This is a genomic window from Phocaeicola fibrisolvens, assembly GCF_025567125.1.
GTDB classification, from domain to species: domain Bacteria; phylum Bacteroidota; class Bacteroidia; order Bacteroidales; family Bacteroidaceae; genus Phocaeicola; species Phocaeicola fibrisolvens.
On sequence record NZ_JAOQJI010000046.1, the window covers coordinates 1 to 19226 of the forward strand.

General features: G+C 43.0%; 10 protein-coding genes. 1 reads left to right on the forward strand and 9 read right to left on the reverse strand.

Features of this window, described 5'->3' with window-relative positions:
- Positions 1–64: 64 nt before the first annotated feature.
- The 3 genes from OCV81_RS14720 to OCV81_RS14730 form a co-directional block, all read right to left on the reverse strand.
- Positions 65–832, reverse strand: coding sequence for a hypothetical protein (locus OCV81_RS14720; RefSeq protein ID WP_148330708.1), 768 nt, complete (start codon positions 830–832; stop codon positions 65–67).
- Between the two features lie 423 nt (positions 833–1255).
- On the reverse strand, positions 1256–3145 hold the full coding sequence (locus OCV81_RS14725) for a tetratricopeptide repeat protein (RefSeq protein ID WP_148330709.1): 1890 nt from the start codon (positions 3143–3145) through the stop codon (positions 1256–1258).
- A 248-nt stretch (positions 3146–3393) separates the two neighbouring features.
- Positions 3394–5031, reverse strand: a complete 1638-nt coding sequence (locus OCV81_RS14730; protein ID WP_148330710.1) for a beta-N-acetylhexosaminidase — start codon at positions 5029–5031, stop codon at positions 3394–3396.
- 332 nt (positions 5032–5363) lie between these two features.
- Here OCV81_RS14730 and OCV81_RS14735 point away from each other — a divergent pair, with 332 nt between their 5' ends.
- Positions 5364–7922: a beta-N-acetylglucosaminidase domain-containing protein gene (locus OCV81_RS14735; RefSeq protein ID WP_394802550.1), complete on the forward strand. Its 2559-nt coding sequence runs from the start codon at positions 5364–5366 to the stop codon at positions 7920–7922.
- 201 nt (positions 7923–8123) lie between these two features.
- Here the strand turns inward: OCV81_RS14735 and OCV81_RS14740 are convergent, their stop codons facing one another.
- The 6 genes from OCV81_RS14740 to OCV81_RS14765 form a co-directional block, all read right to left on the reverse strand.
- Positions 8124–10073 (reverse strand): RagB/SusD family nutrient uptake outer membrane protein, encoded by a 1950-nt coding sequence (locus tag OCV81_RS14740; protein WP_148330712.1) that lies wholly within the window; start codon positions 10071–10073, stop codon positions 8124–8126.
- Positions 10074–10097: 24 nt separating this feature from the next.
- A complete protein-coding gene (locus OCV81_RS14745) occupies positions 10098–13310 on the reverse strand; it encodes a SusC/RagA family TonB-linked outer membrane protein (protein ID WP_317259228.1) in 3213 nt (1070 codons plus the stop codon).
- 497 nt (positions 13311–13807) lie between these two features.
- Entirely contained in the window at positions 13808–14332 is a 525-nt protein-coding gene (locus OCV81_RS14750; RefSeq protein WP_148330714.1) for a nitroreductase family protein, read from the reverse strand.
- A gap of 47 nt (positions 14333–14379) precedes the next feature.
- Positions 14380–17253: a golvesin C-terminal-like domain-containing protein gene (locus OCV81_RS14755; RefSeq protein WP_148330715.1), complete on the reverse strand. Its 2874-nt coding sequence runs from the start codon at positions 17251–17253 to the stop codon at positions 14380–14382.
- A gap of 128 nt (positions 17254–17381) precedes the next feature.
- Positions 17382–18425 carry a ketol-acid reductoisomerase gene (ilvC, locus tag OCV81_RS14760; RefSeq protein WP_148330716.1) on the reverse strand — a complete coding sequence of 348 codons (1044 nt, stop codon included), beginning with the start codon at positions 18423–18425 and terminating at the stop codon, positions 17382–17384.
- 52 nt (positions 18426–18477) lie between these two features.
- Positions 18478–19224 carry an acyl-[acyl-carrier-protein] thioesterase gene (locus OCV81_RS14765; RefSeq protein WP_148330717.1) on the reverse strand — a complete coding sequence of 249 codons (747 nt, stop codon included), beginning with the start codon at positions 19222–19224 and terminating at the stop codon, positions 18478–18480.
- Between the last annotated feature and the right edge of the window lie 2 nt (positions 19225–19226).

Consider the following 19226-nt stretch of genomic DNA (forward strand, 5'->3'; position numbering starts at 1 on the left):
ATAGGTGAAAAATCTGACATGGCAAAATCCTGAGCAACTTTTTGTTGCTCAGGTACTTAAAAAGTTATATTTGTAATAGTGTTGCGGAATTAAGGATATAATATTTATCAGCAGTCAATGAAGATATCAAAAAAGCATCTCCTTTTTCCACATAAAGACCATTCTCCTTTGCTACCAAATTCTTCTCGTTTATAGGATCGTCCTTTATCTGAACATCATTTAATACTGCAACTTGTAATTGATGAAACAGCTCATCATCAGATTCTATTTTATCCATACCATCAATCAATTCACGATATAATGGAAAAGTTATCGATAATGCATGAGGAGAAAACAACCAAACGGCCTCTGCCTCTTTCCCTTTTTGACGCATAGAGAAATTAACTGGCATATTCATCTTTACTAAAACCCTCTGAAAAGATTTTGCATTTTTTACTACCACTTTCTGTCCATCTACATACATGACCACATGATATTCCTGCAACTTACGATCAATAGATACAGCATCTTTCTGAAGCAAAAGCTCTAAAAAAAATCTTTCCAGGAAATTACAAAGCCCCACATCTAAAATTTGCTTTGTAGCTTCACTAAACAACGAAACACCTAAATGACAAACTTGACCTTTATCATTGTGCTGCATAACAATCGACTTTCCTTCAATAATCACAGGTATCTCCATTATAGTATCTACAGAAGACAAGGTACCTTCAGGCAATTGTTCAGCAATTTGCTTCAACTTACGGCTAACAAACTGTATATCATCTCTTTCATTTCCACTCATAGAAGCACAGAACAAAAGACCTATCCATATCATCCATAAAAATTTACACATAAGTAAACATTCAAAAAATTAATTCTACATATAATTAATCTATAAATAAACTCATACCCATGAGAGTATAATGGAAGATAAAAAAGAAATAATCCTCTCTCCCCATATCTTTTCAGTTTCTTTCTCTTCCCATTACTATGGACAGAAGCAATGTCAAGCAAAACCACTGTATTCTTCTTTGTTTCAAAAGGTAGGGCCCCCCGGTATTTCTTATTCGCCTATACCCTACACCAATGATTCAAGAAAACGTTTGAAAGTCATGTCACCAGCTTTTTGCCGGAAGCCTTTCTTCCCCTGCTTGAGGCGATCAACCTCGGTTAATTTCGGCACTTTCATACATTTCATGATTTACATTTTAACAATGACATGATACAATATTATTATTTTGTGCCGAACATAAGATATTTTAGATCATTTACTTAACTATTCAATTTTAGAATAAATAATAGAATGAATCTGAGATTTCATCGTTGTATATCCAAAAACAACTTCCTCCGACTCAAAATATTTACGCAACCAATCCTTCGCTAAAATAAAATCAGGTTTTACACCTTCTCCTTTTAGATACATCTGATACAATTCATACATAGCTCGGGTATTTCCTTTTGCAGCTGCTTTATTTAAATAATCCAAAGCTTTTGCATAATCTTTCTCCACAAGAATACCATCCCTGTAAAATATACCGACATCAGTCATTGCGTCAGCATATTGCATAGAAACTGCCTGTTGATAATATTCCCATGCTTTTTGAGGATTACGTTCTACTCCTAACCCCTCATTATATAACCATCCTAATCGATAGGCAGCATAAGGGCAACGACGAAGAAAAGCTTTTTGATAGCATGCTAAGGCCTGATTATAATCCGGTTGACTTCCCGCAAATGTTTCCCAATATGAATCGCCACACAAAACCATTGCATCAGTATACCCTGCAGCGTAGGCCTTATTATATAAATCTCTTGCCTTTTCCAGATTTTTATCAATACCCAATCCCTGCTGATAAATCTTAGCCATATTCAACATTGCAAAAAGATTATTCTTCATAGAAGCTTCCATAAAATACGCAACTCCCATCCGCAAATTACGAGGCATACCTAAACCTGAAACAGACAAACACCCCAAATCATTTAGAGCTGACACATTTTCCGAAGATTCACGCGTTTTTCTATTAACCAACTCACGTAAAGCTGGATTTGATATTTTTTCTGTTTCTGTTATTTTATGATATTTAAAACCTGAATAATCCTTAGGGGCCTTAAAAAACATGCAAGGTTCACTTGCCGTAAATAATTCTTTTTCAACCACAGCTTTCTCTATAAGTTTCGAATGCATATTACCTGACAATTTAAACCCATCAAATTTTATTCGAAATTCATAGGAATAAAAACGTACAGGTTGTACGGTCAATGTATCAGCCAAAGTTGCAGAATCAGTAACTAAGACCTCCTCTGCTTTTTCATCAGCAGATAACAGATTACTCCAATCTACATTAAATATGTCATCTACAATCTGTGTAAAATCAGAAAATTTCTTCCGTTCTTCATTTTGTTTTTGAACCTGAAAATCAAAACAAATCTCATCTCCTTCTGCAAAGCCCTGGACTTTCATACCAATCAAAGAAGCATAGTCCTTATTTTCACTCGCATAAGAGTTAGCATTTAATGTAATCCATAATTGATTCTTTTCAGATTCTATATCAAAAATCCACATTTCTCTTCCATTATTTCCCAACTTATCAGAGACCCAGCGCCCCGTAATTTCACGTTGTATGGAAATTGGAATATCTTCTTTTATCGCAGAAGATAAAACCGTTGAATCAGCTGTTTCTATGCCACCAGACAAAACAACAGGAATCATATCAGGCTTCGTTTTATCTACTTTAGGAACTTCCGCATTACCACTCAATACAGGAACTGTCACCACTGGAGTAGTTAATGCCATATCAGGCTGTTTTCCTGACATACCATTAATTTGATAAGTAAGCTTAGAAATGGTTGTTTTCAGTTCCTCTGCATTCGTTGCTTCCGGACGTAAGCGTAAATAATTCGCATAGCACATACATGCCTTTTCCAAAGCTTCTTTATTCGTTGTCATGGAAGCATAAATATCTCCCAATTGCAGATAAGAATCAGGTAAACCTGGAGAAACTTTTAAAATCTGTTTATAGATTTGAATAGCTTCTGTCTGATTACTCTCATTCAAGGCCTTATGAGCCTGAAAAAACAACTTTAGTAATTGTTCTTTAGTTGGAGCCTGTCCATATATACATCCCCCGCATAAACATATTGCCAACAAAAGAATAAAACGATTCATTTTTTGTATTATTTTTTAGATTATTTTCATCATACTCACAAATATATCAATAAAAATTAAATCAACAAAAAAAGAAGAACAATTTGTTCTTCCCTTTTTTTACATACTTGTCTAGTCCTAAAAAACTTACAAACAAGTCAACCACTTTTCATTCATTACCCTATAAGCAACAGATTTATTATAAGTACCACCCTTATCTGTATCTTGATAACACTTGCATTAACAATACAACGAATCTTTACAATAAGCTACTTATTATCCAACGCTTCATGTATATCTTCCTTGTAATTGTACCCATAAAATTTATAAATGTCTATCTGATGCTTCAAACGTCTCAAGAAATCCTGGATATCTTTATTCTCAGGCTTACTCCATTGAATTTCCGCCAAGGCTGCAATACGCGGCATCATTTGCCATTCCATTTTCATCCGTTCCTTGGTCCATTCCGTCCAGATACATCCCTGCGCCCCTATCAGATTTTCTTTCTGCTCAGAAGCAGCTTCTTCCGGAACCGGTTCAAACAGATACACCCTTTCAATGCTGCTCAATCCTTTTAACTGATTGTATTTAGGATTACTGAAATACAGATTTGAAATCGGACAAGCTATCGTTCTATACCCGCCTTCAATGGATTTCAGGCGAGCTTCCGGACTGGTCCATGCCATTACGATGGTAGATTTGGCAGGATTGCCGGCCAGAATCTCATCCCAAGCCATCATTTCTCGGCCACGTTTATGGATTTCTTTTTCCACTTCTCCCATAAACCAAGCCTGAAGCTGATTTTCTTTCGTATGTTTTTCCGAATCCTTCAATCCGAGTTCTTTGATTTTTTGCTGACATTTCTCACACGTCTTCCAATGATATTTAGGACATTCATCTCCACCTATATGAATATAAGGAGAAGGAAAAATATCCATTATCTCATTTATCACATCTTTGGCAAACTGCAACGTTTTCTCATTTCCTCCACACAGCACATCCCTAAATACCCCGAAAGTAGTAGCCACCTCATAAGGTCCTCCTGTACATCCCAGTTCAGGATAAGAAGCCAGCGCGGCCAGCATGTGACCCGGCATATCGATTTCCGGAATCACTGTAATATATCGTTCAGCTGCATATCGCACAATCTCTCTTGCCTCATCCTGTGTATAGTATCCGCTGACAGGAATACTATCCATTTCTTTCGTCTCCCAATCCTTGATGGTACATTTTCGTTTAGAACCTACTTCTGTAAGTTTCGGATATTTTTTTATCTCAATACGCCAACCCTGATCCTCGGTAAGATGCCAGTGAAAATAATTGATATTATGCAAGGCAAGCATATCAATAATCTTTTTAAAATAATCCACTCCGAAGAAGTGCCGGCCTACATCTACCATAAAGCCTCTATAGCCAAAGCGTGGGTAGTCTTTTACAACTCCGCAGGGAATGGCCGCTAGCGCTTTCCCCTCTGTGACAGGCAATGCCTTATGCAGTGTCTGTATACCATAAAATACTCCAGCCTCAGTTTTACCCTTCAGCGTTATCTGCTCCTTCGAAACATTCAGCTCATACCCTTCATCATGGAATAAAGTATTATCCAAGCTTAACACAATTGCATGTTCCTTTGGCTCAACAGACAATTCCACATCGATGCCCGTAAATTTCTTTATATAAGCAGACAGAAACTCCGCATTCCTTTTCATCTTCTCATTATTCTCCGGATAACATATATTTGTCGAACCATCGATAACAAAAGAAGAACCGTCTTCTGATTTAACGACTTCATTGGGTACTGGAATTATATCCAGACTTCCAAGCATCACCTTATTCTGAGCACAGACCATAAGGAATGAGGGCATCAGTAAAGTGAACAACATCCATTTTTTCAATTGACTTGCATTCATAAATTCATTCTCATATAATTAGAAATAAAATAAACAAGGATATATCGTCATGACAAACTGTTTTCTATAAATAGAATACGCATCTAGAACCTACCTAACATCCTGGTCATATTCCAACAGACTTGCCGATTCAAAGATAATCGTTTTTAGATAATTATACCAACAATCAGTCAAATACGCACATTTTATTCTTTTTTTTCCTCATTTTGTCAATATAAGCCACAATACCTCACACACTGTTTGCACGATTCAGAAACAAATCGTATCTTTGAATCAAAGTTTTATACGAAGCAAACACCTTGTATTTACCTAAAACATCCATTCTTATGAAAATGAATCATTATGCAAAATGCGTGACTACCGGAATCCTATGCACATTCATGTATGGCACTTTATCGGCACAAGAAACAGACTTCGACCTCTCCTCCCAACGCTCTGAAAAGCAGGATGTACTGGCTGTCCCCGGGAAAAAAATCGACCACAAAGGTTTGATCATCAACCCTACCCCTCACCAGATGAAACTGGATGCGAATAACACCTGCCCCATTACACAAGGAATCTACCTGAAAGATAAACAGCAGAAATTTGCAGCCAGTCTAGACTTTCTCACACAGAACAAGAAAGGAATCAAACTCACCATTGACTTCGGAGCGAAAGCTGCTGGGAAAGCAAACGTAAAGCAAATCTCAGGTGCCTATTCTCTGGTGATTGGCAAAAAGGAAATCACCATCATCGGCTACGACGCACGTGGTGCATTCTATGGTATACAAACGTTGAAGCAACTGACAGAAAGCCCGGTTTCAGCCCACGGTACACTGCCCTGCATGGAAATCAACGATTATCCGGACCTACCTAACCGAGGTGTGGTAGAAGGTTTCTACGGCACGCCCTGGTCACACGAAGTCCGCCTGTCGCTGATTGATTTCTATGGAAAGTTCAAGATGAACACCTATTTATACGGTCCTAAAGACGACCCTTATCACAGCTGTCCGAACTGGCGTCTGCCCTATCCGGAAAAAGAAGCACAACACATCAAGGAACTGGTGGATGCCAGCAACCGGAATTACGTGGACTTCGTGTGGGCCATCCATCCGGGACAGGACATCAAATGGAATGAAGAAGATTATCATAACCTGCTCCAGAAATTCAACTGGATGTACGACTTGGGGGTACGGCATTTTGCCATTTTCTTCGACGACATTTCGGGCGAGGGAACCAACCCGCTGAAGCAAACGGAACTGCTGAACCGACTGACTGAAGAATTTGTGAAAGTAAAAGGAGATGTGTCTCCGCTGACGGTTTGCCCGACCGACTATTCCAAACTTTGGGCCAATCCGACCGAAAAAGGCAGCCTTGCCATTTACGGGAAAACACTGAATCCTGAAATAAAGGTATTCTGGACAGGCGATGTGGTGTGCAGTGACCTGACCCCTGAAACCCTCGACTTCATCAATTCCCGCATCAAACGTCCGGCTTACTATTGGTGGAACTATCCGGTGACTGACTACATCCGTAACTTCCTGCTCCAAGGACCGGTCTACGGACTGGATACCAGCCTGACGGCCCAAGAGACCTGCGGTGTAATCAGCAATCCAATGGAACACGGTGAGGCCTCCAAACTGGCTTTGTATGGAGTGGCTGACTATGCTTGGAACATCGCCGACTACAATGCCATTGACAACTGGGAACGGGGGCTGGCCGAACTGGTACCCGATGCCACAGAGGCTTACCGCACTTTCGCCATTCATTCCAGTGATACTGAAAACGGATACCGGCGGGATGAATCCTGGGAAACAAAGACTTTCCGTATTGCCGACTGGAACGATGCGGCAGCCAACGCCCTGGAAGAAGAATTCAAGAAAGTAGAAAGCGTTCCTGCACGCATGGAAAACGGTTGCAAAAACAAGGCATTGCTCAACGAACTCCGGCCTTGGCTGACAGAATTCGGCAAACTGGGTACACGCGGCAAGCAGGCCATCGAGCTGGCTCGTATATACCGCTCCGGTCAGGACGATGCGCTTTTCTGGACGAAATACATACAAAACATCATGACACCGGAAGACCGGAAAAACTACGAAGCCCACAAGTCGGGTACCCTGAAACTTCAGCCGTTCTATGAGTATGCGATGGACGACATGGCACACGGATACCTGAAAAAACTGTCGGGGAAAGTACCAACCGATTATAAAGGTATAGGCTCTTTCAGCAGTGCGCATACTGTACAAACCAAACTGATGTTCGACAATGATTCTACAACTTTCTATACTTCTGGAATTGCCCAGAAACCGAACGACTGGATTGGGGTAGACCTGCGCGACGTACGTGATGTGACGGAAATCTCCATCCTTCAGGGAAGAAATTCCAAAGACGATGTAGACTATTTCGACCATGCCGTAGTGGAATGTTCCGCAGATGGACAAAACTGGAAAGCCCTTACCGGCGAACTGAACCAGCAATACATCATCCACTGGCAGGGAACTCCGGAAAAGGCACGCTACGTCCGCCTGAAACGACTGGATTCCAAACGCACCAACTATGCTTCTGTCCGCTCCTTCGATGTAAATCCGCTCCGCCCGGACAACCTTGGCTTTACGCTTGAAGCAGATACACTGAGTAAAGCGGTCTATGCTTTCGACAACAACCTGGCCACTTCTTACCAGAGCACAAAAGCGATTGCTTTCGAAGTAGACAAAGATGTCAAGGCCTACACCTTACTGATGAACCAGTTGTCTGCCCCGATAAAATGCGTGCAGCTGGACAAAAAAGGCAAGATACTGTCTGAAACCATGATTGAAACTCCTTATGCAAGAATCGAACTGGCCGACAAGAATGTCTGTCAGATTCGTCTGGAAGGAAAGGTGGAAATCTTTGAAATTGTGCCGATAAAATAACACAACTTCAACAAATCATCCTTCCCCTTCACACTGCATAACAGATAAAAATGCAAAAAGCTGGCATACATGAATGATTGAGACATTTCATTCTGCATGCCAGCTTTCTTTATTGTCCTGACTCAAAAGAATATATACCAGATAAAAATGGGGCAACTCCTTTCGGAATTGTCCCATTTTCATCAAATCTTATTAGTTCAATTACCAACCTGGATTCTGAGAGAGTTCAGGATTCAACAAAATTTCATCGGTAGGAACTTGATACAAATAATATTTATCAAGCCATCCTTTTCCCTCGGCCACAGGGTCATTAAACAAGTACAGATATCCTTCAGTCATTGACCCGTCCAATCCATCAGATACACCAGTCGTAGAGTTATAAAGAGTCATGTTTTTAGAAACGGCATAATCCTTTGAAACCCAAATACCCTTTGCAGCACGATTCAAGAACCAAGGTGCCATACGCCACCGACGGATATCATAAAAGCCAAAACCTTCACCCATCAATTCCACGATACGTTCACGGCGAACTTCCCACAACAAAGCCGGTACTTGAACACCTGCCGTATTTCCTTCCGGATAATAATACGGACGATCCGGGTCAAAATTATCATTAATTTCGCTGACATTCATCGGATCAACACCGGCACGTGCTCTCAATTTATTAATCGTTTCATTAGCGACTCCTTGATCAAAAGCACCCAATTCCGCCTTCGCTTCCGCATAATTCAGCAACACTTCCTCAATCTTAAAGATTGGTTTATCGGCTACATTCAAAGTTCCGTTATTAAAGTTTTCTTCCCAGCAGCAATATAATTTCCATACATAATAACCCGAACGGCAAGTAACAAATGCACCTGTACCCAAATTCGGAATTTGCGGAACCAATGAAGCAGACCAGTTCTGTGCAGGTAAACGTTTCATTCCTACTCCCGGATTACTACAACTATAATTGGCCCCCATTATATCAATATACTCACGGTCGGCAGGGTCAGAAGTATATCCCCAGGTAGCATTTGGATTCTCAGCCGGCTTATTGGCCCCACCAGCTTCTACTTTATAAGGAGGCATTACAGTGTGATACAAACGCGGGTCACGGTTCCGGAAAGTATTATACATCGTCTTATCTCCTGCATATCCCGACAAAGAATTGTGAATAGGCTTTCCATTCTTCATCAGATAAAGATCCACCGTGTTCTGACTCATCTCGACATCCTGGCTGGATGTGTGCTCCAAGTAACATCCACCCTGTACTGGATTGATATCTTTTACATACGACTTATATAAAATAATTCCCGGCACCTTGCCCAAGTCCTCAGTGGTCCACATCTCTCCATAGCCAGCTCCAGGTTGTCCGTCTGTACCATAATATAACGTTGGATAAGCATCCATCAGCAACTTCGACACGCGCACACATTCGTTCAGGTACTTGTCAGCACCTTCCAGCCCATGATACTTACGCCATGTTCCTTCACGCAGGGTAAAGCGCGACAGAGCAGCACGCACGCAATCACGGTCAATCGTATTCGAGCCATCCTGCGATTCAAAATCACCGATGTGAGTTTCAGCCCACTGCAACCGAACCAAGACAGAATCTGCCACCTCTACACGAGGCATTCTCTTACCATAAATTTCAGGACTGTCTTCCGCATAGACTTTATTCACCCAAGGCACATCTCCGAACCGGTCTATCAATTCCATATACCAGAACGCATGGAAGAAGTTTCCAACCGCTCTCCAGTGGTCCTTCTCGGCATCTGTCATATCCGCACCATCAATATGCGAAAACATAATATTAATTCGGCGGATATAGGAACTGAAATCCCATCCGTTACCAGAAGCGGTACTACCTTTGGTTTGGTAAGCAAACTGATTAAATCCGCTAGGAGAGCGTCTGTTCAAATATCCGGCATCCACATCTCCCTCATATTGACCTCCACTACCCCAACCGTTGCTCCGGGTAGAAGTACGAATCGTTGTATTCACAAACATCTCATAACAAGGCCACATGAAATTTTTGAAATTATCATAAGAATTAAAAGCATTTTCTTCGGTCAAGTCTGTTACGGGAGTTTTATCCAGGAAACTGTCATTACACCCTGCAAATGCAAGTCCCAGAAATGCCGTTATGCCTATAAATATTTTTTTCATAATACACAATTTTAATTTAGATATTTACAATGAAAGATTCAAGCCAAAAGATATTGTACGGAATGCCGGATAATTCCATGATAATGTTTCCGGGTCAATACCTTTAGCCAAAGACGAAAATGTAGCCAGATTTTCCACACTGACAAAGGCTTTCAACTGAGACAATGACATTTTCTTTATCCATGATTTAGGGAAAGAATAAGAAAGAGTTACATTCTTGATGCGGAAATAAGAAGCATCAGACAAATATCTGTCAGAAGTTCGATAGTTCGAGCCTTGATTACCATAGCTTCCATAAATACGAGGGAATTCGGCATCCGGATTCGCACAAGTATAATCACCGGCAGCTGCATCCACAGGTCTCCAGTAATTTTCCAATCCTTCATACAATGGAATAAACTTGAAGTCAGCATACATCGGGAAAGTCAATGTATTTGCCAGCCAGGCATCACGCTTTCCTGTTCCCTGCATAAATATACTCAAGTCGAAACCTTCATAACTTACCCCTAAATTGATGCCATACAAATAACGAGGCAAACTATTTCCAATTACTTTACGGTCACCTGGATTTTCCAATGTTCCATCACCAGAATAAATCAAATTTTCACCTTGATCATCATCACGCAAATTCTTAAACTTCACATCTCCCGGACGTGGATTGTATCCATTAATGGCTACCACTCCCTCTTTCAGTTTCCAAGTCTGAGTGCTTTCAAAATCATCTACGGTATAGAATCCGTCATATACGTATCCCCAAATCTCGCCTAACTGTTGTCCTTCATAATAACTGCTCAACAATTTGGACTCATTGCTATCATACTTCGTAATTTCACTCTTCGAGTCAGAAAGATTAAATCCGATTCGATAGCCCACCTTACCAATCTGGTCACGCCAGTTCAAGTTCAATTCCCAACCACGTGTACGCATATCGGCTGTATTCTGATAAGGAGCAGCCGCACCCACTACGGCCGGCAATTGCATACCAGGAGCCAACATACCTTTTGTGTCCTTCTGATACCACTCAAACAAACCAGACAAACGACTATTGAACAATGAGAAATCAAGCCCCACATTTGTCGTAGCCACTTTTTCCCAAGTAAAAGAAGAACTGACTAATGAAGGAATAGAAGTCACAGCCGTCACAGGGTTACCGTCCAATAACCAACCAGTGTACTTATTATTAATCGACATCGAAGGAATAAAAGCATATTCCACAATGTTCTGATTACCAATCATACCGTATGATCCACGCAGTTTCAACATACCTAACCAATCCTGTGCAGACTCCATAAATCTTTCCTGAGCGATATTCCAACCAGCAGAAACAGACGGGAAGAAACCAAACCGAGAATCTTTCGGGAAACGGGAAGAACCGTCATAACGTCCGTTTACTTCCAGCAGATATCTGTCTTTATAGTTGTAGTTTACACGGAAGAAACCTCCACGAACCGCATATTCCGTATAATAATCTTTAGCTGACAAAGTCGATGTTCCACCTCCCAAAGAAGGAACCTCCACTACTGCCTGGCCATAAGAATATACATCCACTGTTTCCTGATAGCTGGATTCCTGATTGTATCCTATCATTACTTTAAAATGATGGTCTTTTGCCAAATCAAAGCTATAAGTACCGTACAAATTTATTGCGTTATAATCTGTATATTGCTTATATTTACGCAAATAATCATTTGACGGATACACATCTTTTCCACCCTGAATGGAAGTCATATTGGTCACTCCGGTATAATAGTGGTAATCGTATATATTTTTATCAAATGTATATTCAAACGCAATTTCCAATCCTTTCAAGGGTTTCAGGATAGACTTGAGGAATATACGCGGGTTATCATTGATATTCTTGTCCGTATTGGCCGCCAAAATCTGATTCCGAGGCGTAAAGAAAGGCAAATTATCGTCAGGACCTGTTCCATATCCTTCTGGCATCGTTCCCTCCGGATAATAAGAAACCAGACGCGTACTATAGATGCCACCAGCTGAAGACTGCGGAAGAGCATTTTTACTATGAGCATAACTTAAAGTTGCTTCCTGTGTAAACCACTTAGTGATATCTGCAGAAACAAAACTGCTCACATTCATTCGACGATAAGAATCCTTATTGGTAATCAATACTCCATCGCTATCTACCATTCCGGCCGACAAACGATAACGCAATCTTTCAGTACCTCCACTTACCGACAGGTTATGGGTCTGCTGGAAACTGGTTTCCAACATATTCTTCACCAAATCCTTCTCATTGAGGAAATACAAAGCGCTACCTTCCTTATATATTCCATCCCCTTTTATATCCAAAGAAGAAGGATCCTTATGATATTGTTCCAGCAATTCCAACCACCGGCTCACACTAGGAGCTCCTAATGACCAATATTGATTACCTTCCACCTCCTGATAAGCACGTAAGTAGGTTTCCAAAGAGGTTTGCTTGGGAAGATTCATTGCACTGGAGAAAGCAAAATTATTATTGTAATTCAACTGGAAACGGGTATTCCCTTTCGGACGCTTAGTGGTAACCAGAATCACACCTCCAGCTGCACGAGCTCCATAGATAGCAGACGAAGCTGCATCCTTCAATACCGTAATCGACTCAATATCATCAGGATTCAGCATATCAATATCTCCTTCCACATTATCAATTAATACCAAAGGGGCTACGGCTGCTCCATACGAACCATCGCTATTTTGAATACCCAATGAATACGCACCACGAATCTGGAAACTCTTGCTTGAACCTACGGCGTTACCTCCACTATTGACCAGCAATCCTGGAACTGCGCCTTGCAAAGCATCCGCTGCTTTTGCCAAAGGTCTGTCGCCCAACACCTCATCCATCTTAACCGTCGTTACCGCACCGGTCAGATTGGCTTTTTTCTGAGAACCAAACCCTACTACTACCACTTCATCCAATGTCTGGGTATCTTCTTTTATAACCAGATCGAGAGCCTGGCCATTCCACTTGACTTGCTGAGAAACATACCCCACAAATGAAATCTCTAACACAGCTCCTTTTGTGACATGAGACAAGACAAACTTTCCGTCTAAATCTGTAATCACACCGTTAGTTGTACCTTTTACGACTACAGAAGCTCCAATAACAGGCTCTCCATTCACATCTTTCACAACACCTTGACAAACAGCATCCTGCTGTAAAATAGAAGTATTAAATCCAAGGTTTTCAGCATGCAATACTCCAACCGGTACAGTTGAAACCAGTAATAACATGCCAACTGGTTTTAAAATTTTAAACATGTTCTTCGTTTTTAATGAACAATTAAGGTTAACTTTCACGAACTTTATCAAAGCAATCATGCAATAATAAAGGAATGTTTTTTATCAGCAACAAATATATATAATAATAGAATAAAATCAAAAGATAATTTAAAATAACAATCATAAAGAACCTATTTCATATAAAATCCGAAGAATCTAAATACATTATATGTAAATAAACATCACATATAAAGATTTGAAACAATATAAATTATAAATATCTGCCTCTATTATAAAAAGATTTAAGTGCCACGCCTATTGTCTACATGAACCTTTTACAATGCCTTTTAGGCAGTCAAAACAAGGCATCAAAAAAACGCCTTTACGTTTCAACCTAAACGCTTCGACGTTTCAAGTAAAACGTAAGGGCGTTTAAGGAAAAACGCAAAGGCGTTTTGAATCAAACGCAAGGACATTTTGGTCGAAACGTCCTTGCGTTTTTTTATGCCTTATTTTATCACCCGGAAATAGTCCGGTTTACGCAGTTTTGCCGGAGCAGGTTCTCCGTCGGGATAGCCCAAAGAAAGGGCTCCGATACCCATCAGTCCTTCGGGAAGTCCCCACTCTTCCATCAGCTGCTTGCCTTCTTCTGTAGCAAACATCTCGCGTTCCCGGTGAATCCAGCAACTGCCCAATCCCAGCGCATGCGCTGCCAGCATCATGTTTTCCAGCACGCAACTTCCGTCCTGTACCGGATTGTTGGCCAGTGAAGGCGCAAAGACCAACACGTAGGTAGGTGCATCGTAATAGGGATTAGAGGTAACTCCCATGATTTCCGCATTCATCTTAGCCAGTTGGGCCAGTACTTCTTTCTTCTGTACGGCCACAATGTAAGGCGACTGCATGCCGCGTGAAGTCGGAGCATACGTACCAGCTTCGAGCACGGCCTTCAGCTCTTCATCCGTAATCTGTTCCGGTTTATACTTACGGCAACTGCGCCGCGTTTCAATGACCTTCAAAAAATCTTTTTCCATATTGATACATTTATTGATGGTTACTTAATTCATTTCTCTATACTGCGTCAGCGTTTTTTCTTCGACAACAAAGTCTTCACAGCTGTCTGCATCAGATGATTGCGCACGTCGGTGTTTCCCACACATTCCAAGGGGAAACCCAATACAAAGGTACGGTAATCCTCTCCACGATATACGGTTCCTACCCCATAATTCCCTTGGGTGTACACAAAGGAAGAGTAGGCTCCAGAAGCGGGCATCACACATTCCATGGAGGGAACGGCATAAACTGTTTCATTGGCTCCTCCTTCCACTTGGAACTGTACCCCGGCTCCCTGCAAAGAAGAGGAAGTCTGGTTGCTGAAACGCCCGCCATACACACACTTCAGTACATTCTTGCCAAAGTCTCCCTTCTGTAAATTTGCTCCCCATGCGGAACCACTCACCAGCAGACGTCCGCCCTGACGACAGTAACGGGTAAGAGCTTCCTGCATGGCCGAAGAGAAGGATTTGGCATCGGCTCCGCAAATCAAATCCACTAGGTCATATTGACTCAGGTCCGTACTTCCGCTCTCCAAGGTTTCATCACTGCAAGACACGAACGAATAGCGTCCGACCCGCTGAATGGCCTTGCCATGCACAAACACATAATCGTATGTATTTCCGGCTATCAGCTTTCCTTCCAAAGCATTGTCGCTGACCCCAAGCCCGTCACCAGTCTCCAGTCCCGCTTTGTCGCGATTGAATCCTTGCTGGTAACCGCAATAAGCAGGAGTCTGTCCATAAGGTATGCCCGGGTCCAACTTCAAGTCAAACCCCTGCAGCAAGGCAGAATTGACTTCCTCCGGACCTGAGGTAGCATCGAACCCGTTCACAATCAGCAACGTGCCTTTACTCCGTTTAGCCTTATAAGCTGACAGAATTTCCGAAGGGAAACTCTCTCCTCCTTTGTTAACGGCAGTCACCTTGAAACTGTACACCAATCCCGGCTCCACTTTCACCGTGTATTCCGGTTTGCGTACATATACTCCATTATCAAATCCGCCGTAACCGATACGGGTATAGACGATGTAGCCCTGCGGTTTGGCCGTAGGTTCCATCACATCCTCCACCGGATTCCAGTTCAGGGTAAAGGTATTTTTCTTTTTTCCTTCCCGGATGGCAAAATGGTTCACCGGAAGCGGCTGCACCACATAATCGGTACCGTGCATGGTAGAAAGGTATTTCAAAATGGATTTATAGACCGAACGCCCCACGGTAAACTTGAAATCGGGATTATGCCCCCATTTCATATCGGCAAAGTTCTGGTGGGAGAGCAATTCCAGAATCATGGAAGGTACTGCCGGCAGACGGGTCTCGCTGTAATTCCGGTTCCACATGCTCCGCCGTGCCCACTGCACTCCAAAACGGGAAGCGATGTCACGCTGCAATCCCGTCAGCACCATGTCCGTCAAGTCGCGCGAAGCATAGCGGGAGATGCCACAGTTCAGTTTCCCGTCGTTGAAGTCGGTCGTATAGATGCCCAACGAACCCACCAGTTCATCATCCGTTTTGAAGCCCGCATCGCTGTGCAGGCCCAGCGTCATTTCAAATGGCACCTTCAGTCCCTCTTCCGAAGGGTTGTACACCGACCCGCCACTCAAGTAGTTCACCATCAGTGAACGGGCGTTGATGTCATCATTGTAATCGTTTTCTCCCTGGCTCTTACTGTACACCTGATAAGGCATGCCAGCCCACTGTGCCCAATAGCGTGCCCCTTCTAGGTAACGAGGTACTCCACTCACCTGTCCGCCACGGACGATATTTCCCATGCCGCCGCCAAAACGGACTGCATCGGCACAAACCACTCCCTTTTGGAAACTTTCATTGCTCAATACTACCATTCCGTAGTCATTCCGTCCCTTATCGAACTCAAAAGTACCCAGATACACCCAGGTACCCCCTCCCATCTGCTGGTTCACCTTGAACTCGGTGACTCCTCCGTTGTGAAAGACCAAGTATTTGGCATCCGACACGCTTTCCGGTAGTGTCTGATAACTGACATAGACTGCATATCTCCCTTTCTCCGGAATATTGGGAATCCATTCGGCAAAGGCTTTCTCCGGCTGACCTTGGGTAGCGATATACCTCGCCGTACCATCCTTGAAAGGATTATAGTTATCCGGATACTGCTGATACTTCTGAGCAAATCCCGGCAGACCTGTATCCTTCCACGTATATTTCTTGTATTCCACTTCCAAGTAATGGCTGCCCGGTGTACAAGTGTTATTGTCCACAATCACCTCGTGGCGCTGCCAGTCGCGTTCACGGGGAGTGAACACCACGGCTCCGGCATTTTCCAACATCGGTATCAGATACGGCACCACAAACGACTGGGTAAACAAGTCTTCCGTGGTACAGAACAAGCGGGGTCTCTGCCAGCGCCATTCATTCCGGTCGTTCCGGTATACCTTTCCATGACTCTGCCACACGGCCACATGCCGCCCCTCCAGTCCCCGGCTGATTTCAAACGGACGCGACACATTGGTCACCCACGGGTTTCCCTTCGCCTCCATTTTGCCATATAGACGGGTCTTGTCTTGCTTCTTCCGGAACGCATTGGGCACTAGGTCTTCAATCGGTTTTCCGTCTGCATACACTTGCAGGGTATAATAATTTACCGGCCCCGGAAGAGACTGTTTCAACAGCCGATAGATGGCCGACACATTTTCTTCCGTAAACGGTTGATAACCAAAAGTCGGACTGGCATACACACGCAATACTTTCTTATCATGTTCCAGCTCAAAACGTTCCAACTTACACTTACCGATATGCGCATACGAAGTCACATAATTGGCAAAAAAATCCTTCAGACGCTGCTCCGTAGTCTGTTCCAGACTTTGTCCAAACGCAGTCCCTGCCACGCAAAGACAGCCCAGCAGAAAAATAGCAATTTTTTTCATATCCATTCTATAGAACCAGCACAAAGGTAACAAAATCTCACAGATTCTTTTCATCCTTACCCCACGAAAAAAGCCGTCCGGCATCTTCCGACACCGAACGGCTTCCCCATTATCTTTACAGACAATAATTAGTTGTTTTCCGGACGAAGTTTACGTACGGTCACAGCAGTCTGCCACATTTCGCTTTCACGCAATGCTTTCAATTCCGCATTCAGTTTTTCACGATAATCCGGCTGAGAGTTGCTGTCGATAGAAATCTGAGCTTCATGACCGCATTTTACACTTTGATACAATTTCTGCATCACCGGTTTGATGGCATCGTGGAACGGGCCCATCCAGTCGAGGGCACCACGCTGTGCAGTAGTAGAGCAGTTTGCATACATCCAGTCCATACCGTTCTTAGCGAACAACGGCATCAGTGACTGAGTCAGTTCTTCTACGGTTTCGTTGAATGCTTCCGACGGAGTATGTCCGTTTTCACGGAGTACTTCATACTGTGCCAGCAGCAATCCCTGGATAGCTCCCATCAAAGAGCCACGTTCACCGGTCAAGTCAGAAGTAGCTTCACGCTGGAATGTAGTTTCGAACAGATAACCTGAACCGATACCGATACCCAATGCGATGGTACGGTCGTATGCCTTACCAGTAGCATCCTGGTAGATAGCATAAGAAGAGTTCAAGCCACGTCCTTCCAGGAACATGGTACGTAAAGAAGTACCTGAACCTTTCGGAGCCACCATGATGACATCGATGTCTTTAGGAGGAACTACGCCCGTACGGTCATTCCAAGTGATGGCAAAACCATGAGAGAAATACAAAGCCTTTCCTGCAGTCAGGCAAGGTTTGATAGTCGGCCATACAGAGATGACTGCTGCATCTGACAACAGACACATGATGATAGTGGCTCTCTTGCAGGCTTCTTCAATGCTGAACAAAGTTTCTCCCGGAACCCATCCATCAGCGATTGCTTTTTCAAAAGTCTTGCCCTGACGCTGTCCGACAATGACGTTAAAACCGTTATCGCGCAAGTTCAATGACTGTCCCGGTCCCTGTACACCGTAACCGATTACAGCAATGGTTTCATCTTTCAATACTTCACGTGCTTTTTCCAATGGAAATTCTTCGCGGGTGATTACATTTTCAATCACACCGCCAAAATTCATTTTTGCCATAGTTTTTACAATCTTTTTACGCAGCCTTTCGGCTGCAAGTTGATATACTAGTTTAATCTCTAAAAATCACTTTACTTCGAACGACTACTTCCGTGCCGTTCTTTTTCACTTCCACATCATATTCATTTTCTCCGGTCTGCTCCTGGAAGAAGCTCAACGTGTCACCGTAATAGCTTTCGGCCACATAGGCCATCTCAAACCGTCGAATTTGTTTCTGACGGAACATTTCCATAGGGAACAAATCCAAGATATGCTCGATGTACTTGATGCTGTTCACATGTCCGTTCAGGTCAATATCGCTGTACTTCACCCGATACTCTCCCATCGGTTGCGGATGCGTCACCTTGATGCGTCCCGGCTTGTCAATCGGACAGTCTTTCTGACATACATAGTCCACAATCGAGCCTCCGTGCAACGTCAGTAAATCGGCCGGCTTACGAGTCTCCATGCTGATCATCGCCCAAATGGAACGGGCATATCCGATAGGCTTCCCGTCCTTGTCCAGAATAGCAAAGTTACGGTCTGTAAAAAGACGGTACACATTCTCCACCCATGTCTGGATTGTAAAGTCTTCGTACGCACGCGGCATGTCTTCCAACTCAATCGCCAGACGGGACAGCACCCACGTGTAATGATTCTCATTCAGCGTGGCAATACCGAATCCTCTGTCAGCCGCATGAAACCCGGCGCAGTTCAGCAAGTGATTGCCCAACACGCCCATCGTCAGCCGTTCCATGAAATCCACATGAAACGGTTCGGCCACAAACCGATAAGTACCAACTTTACTTTCTTCTGTCATAG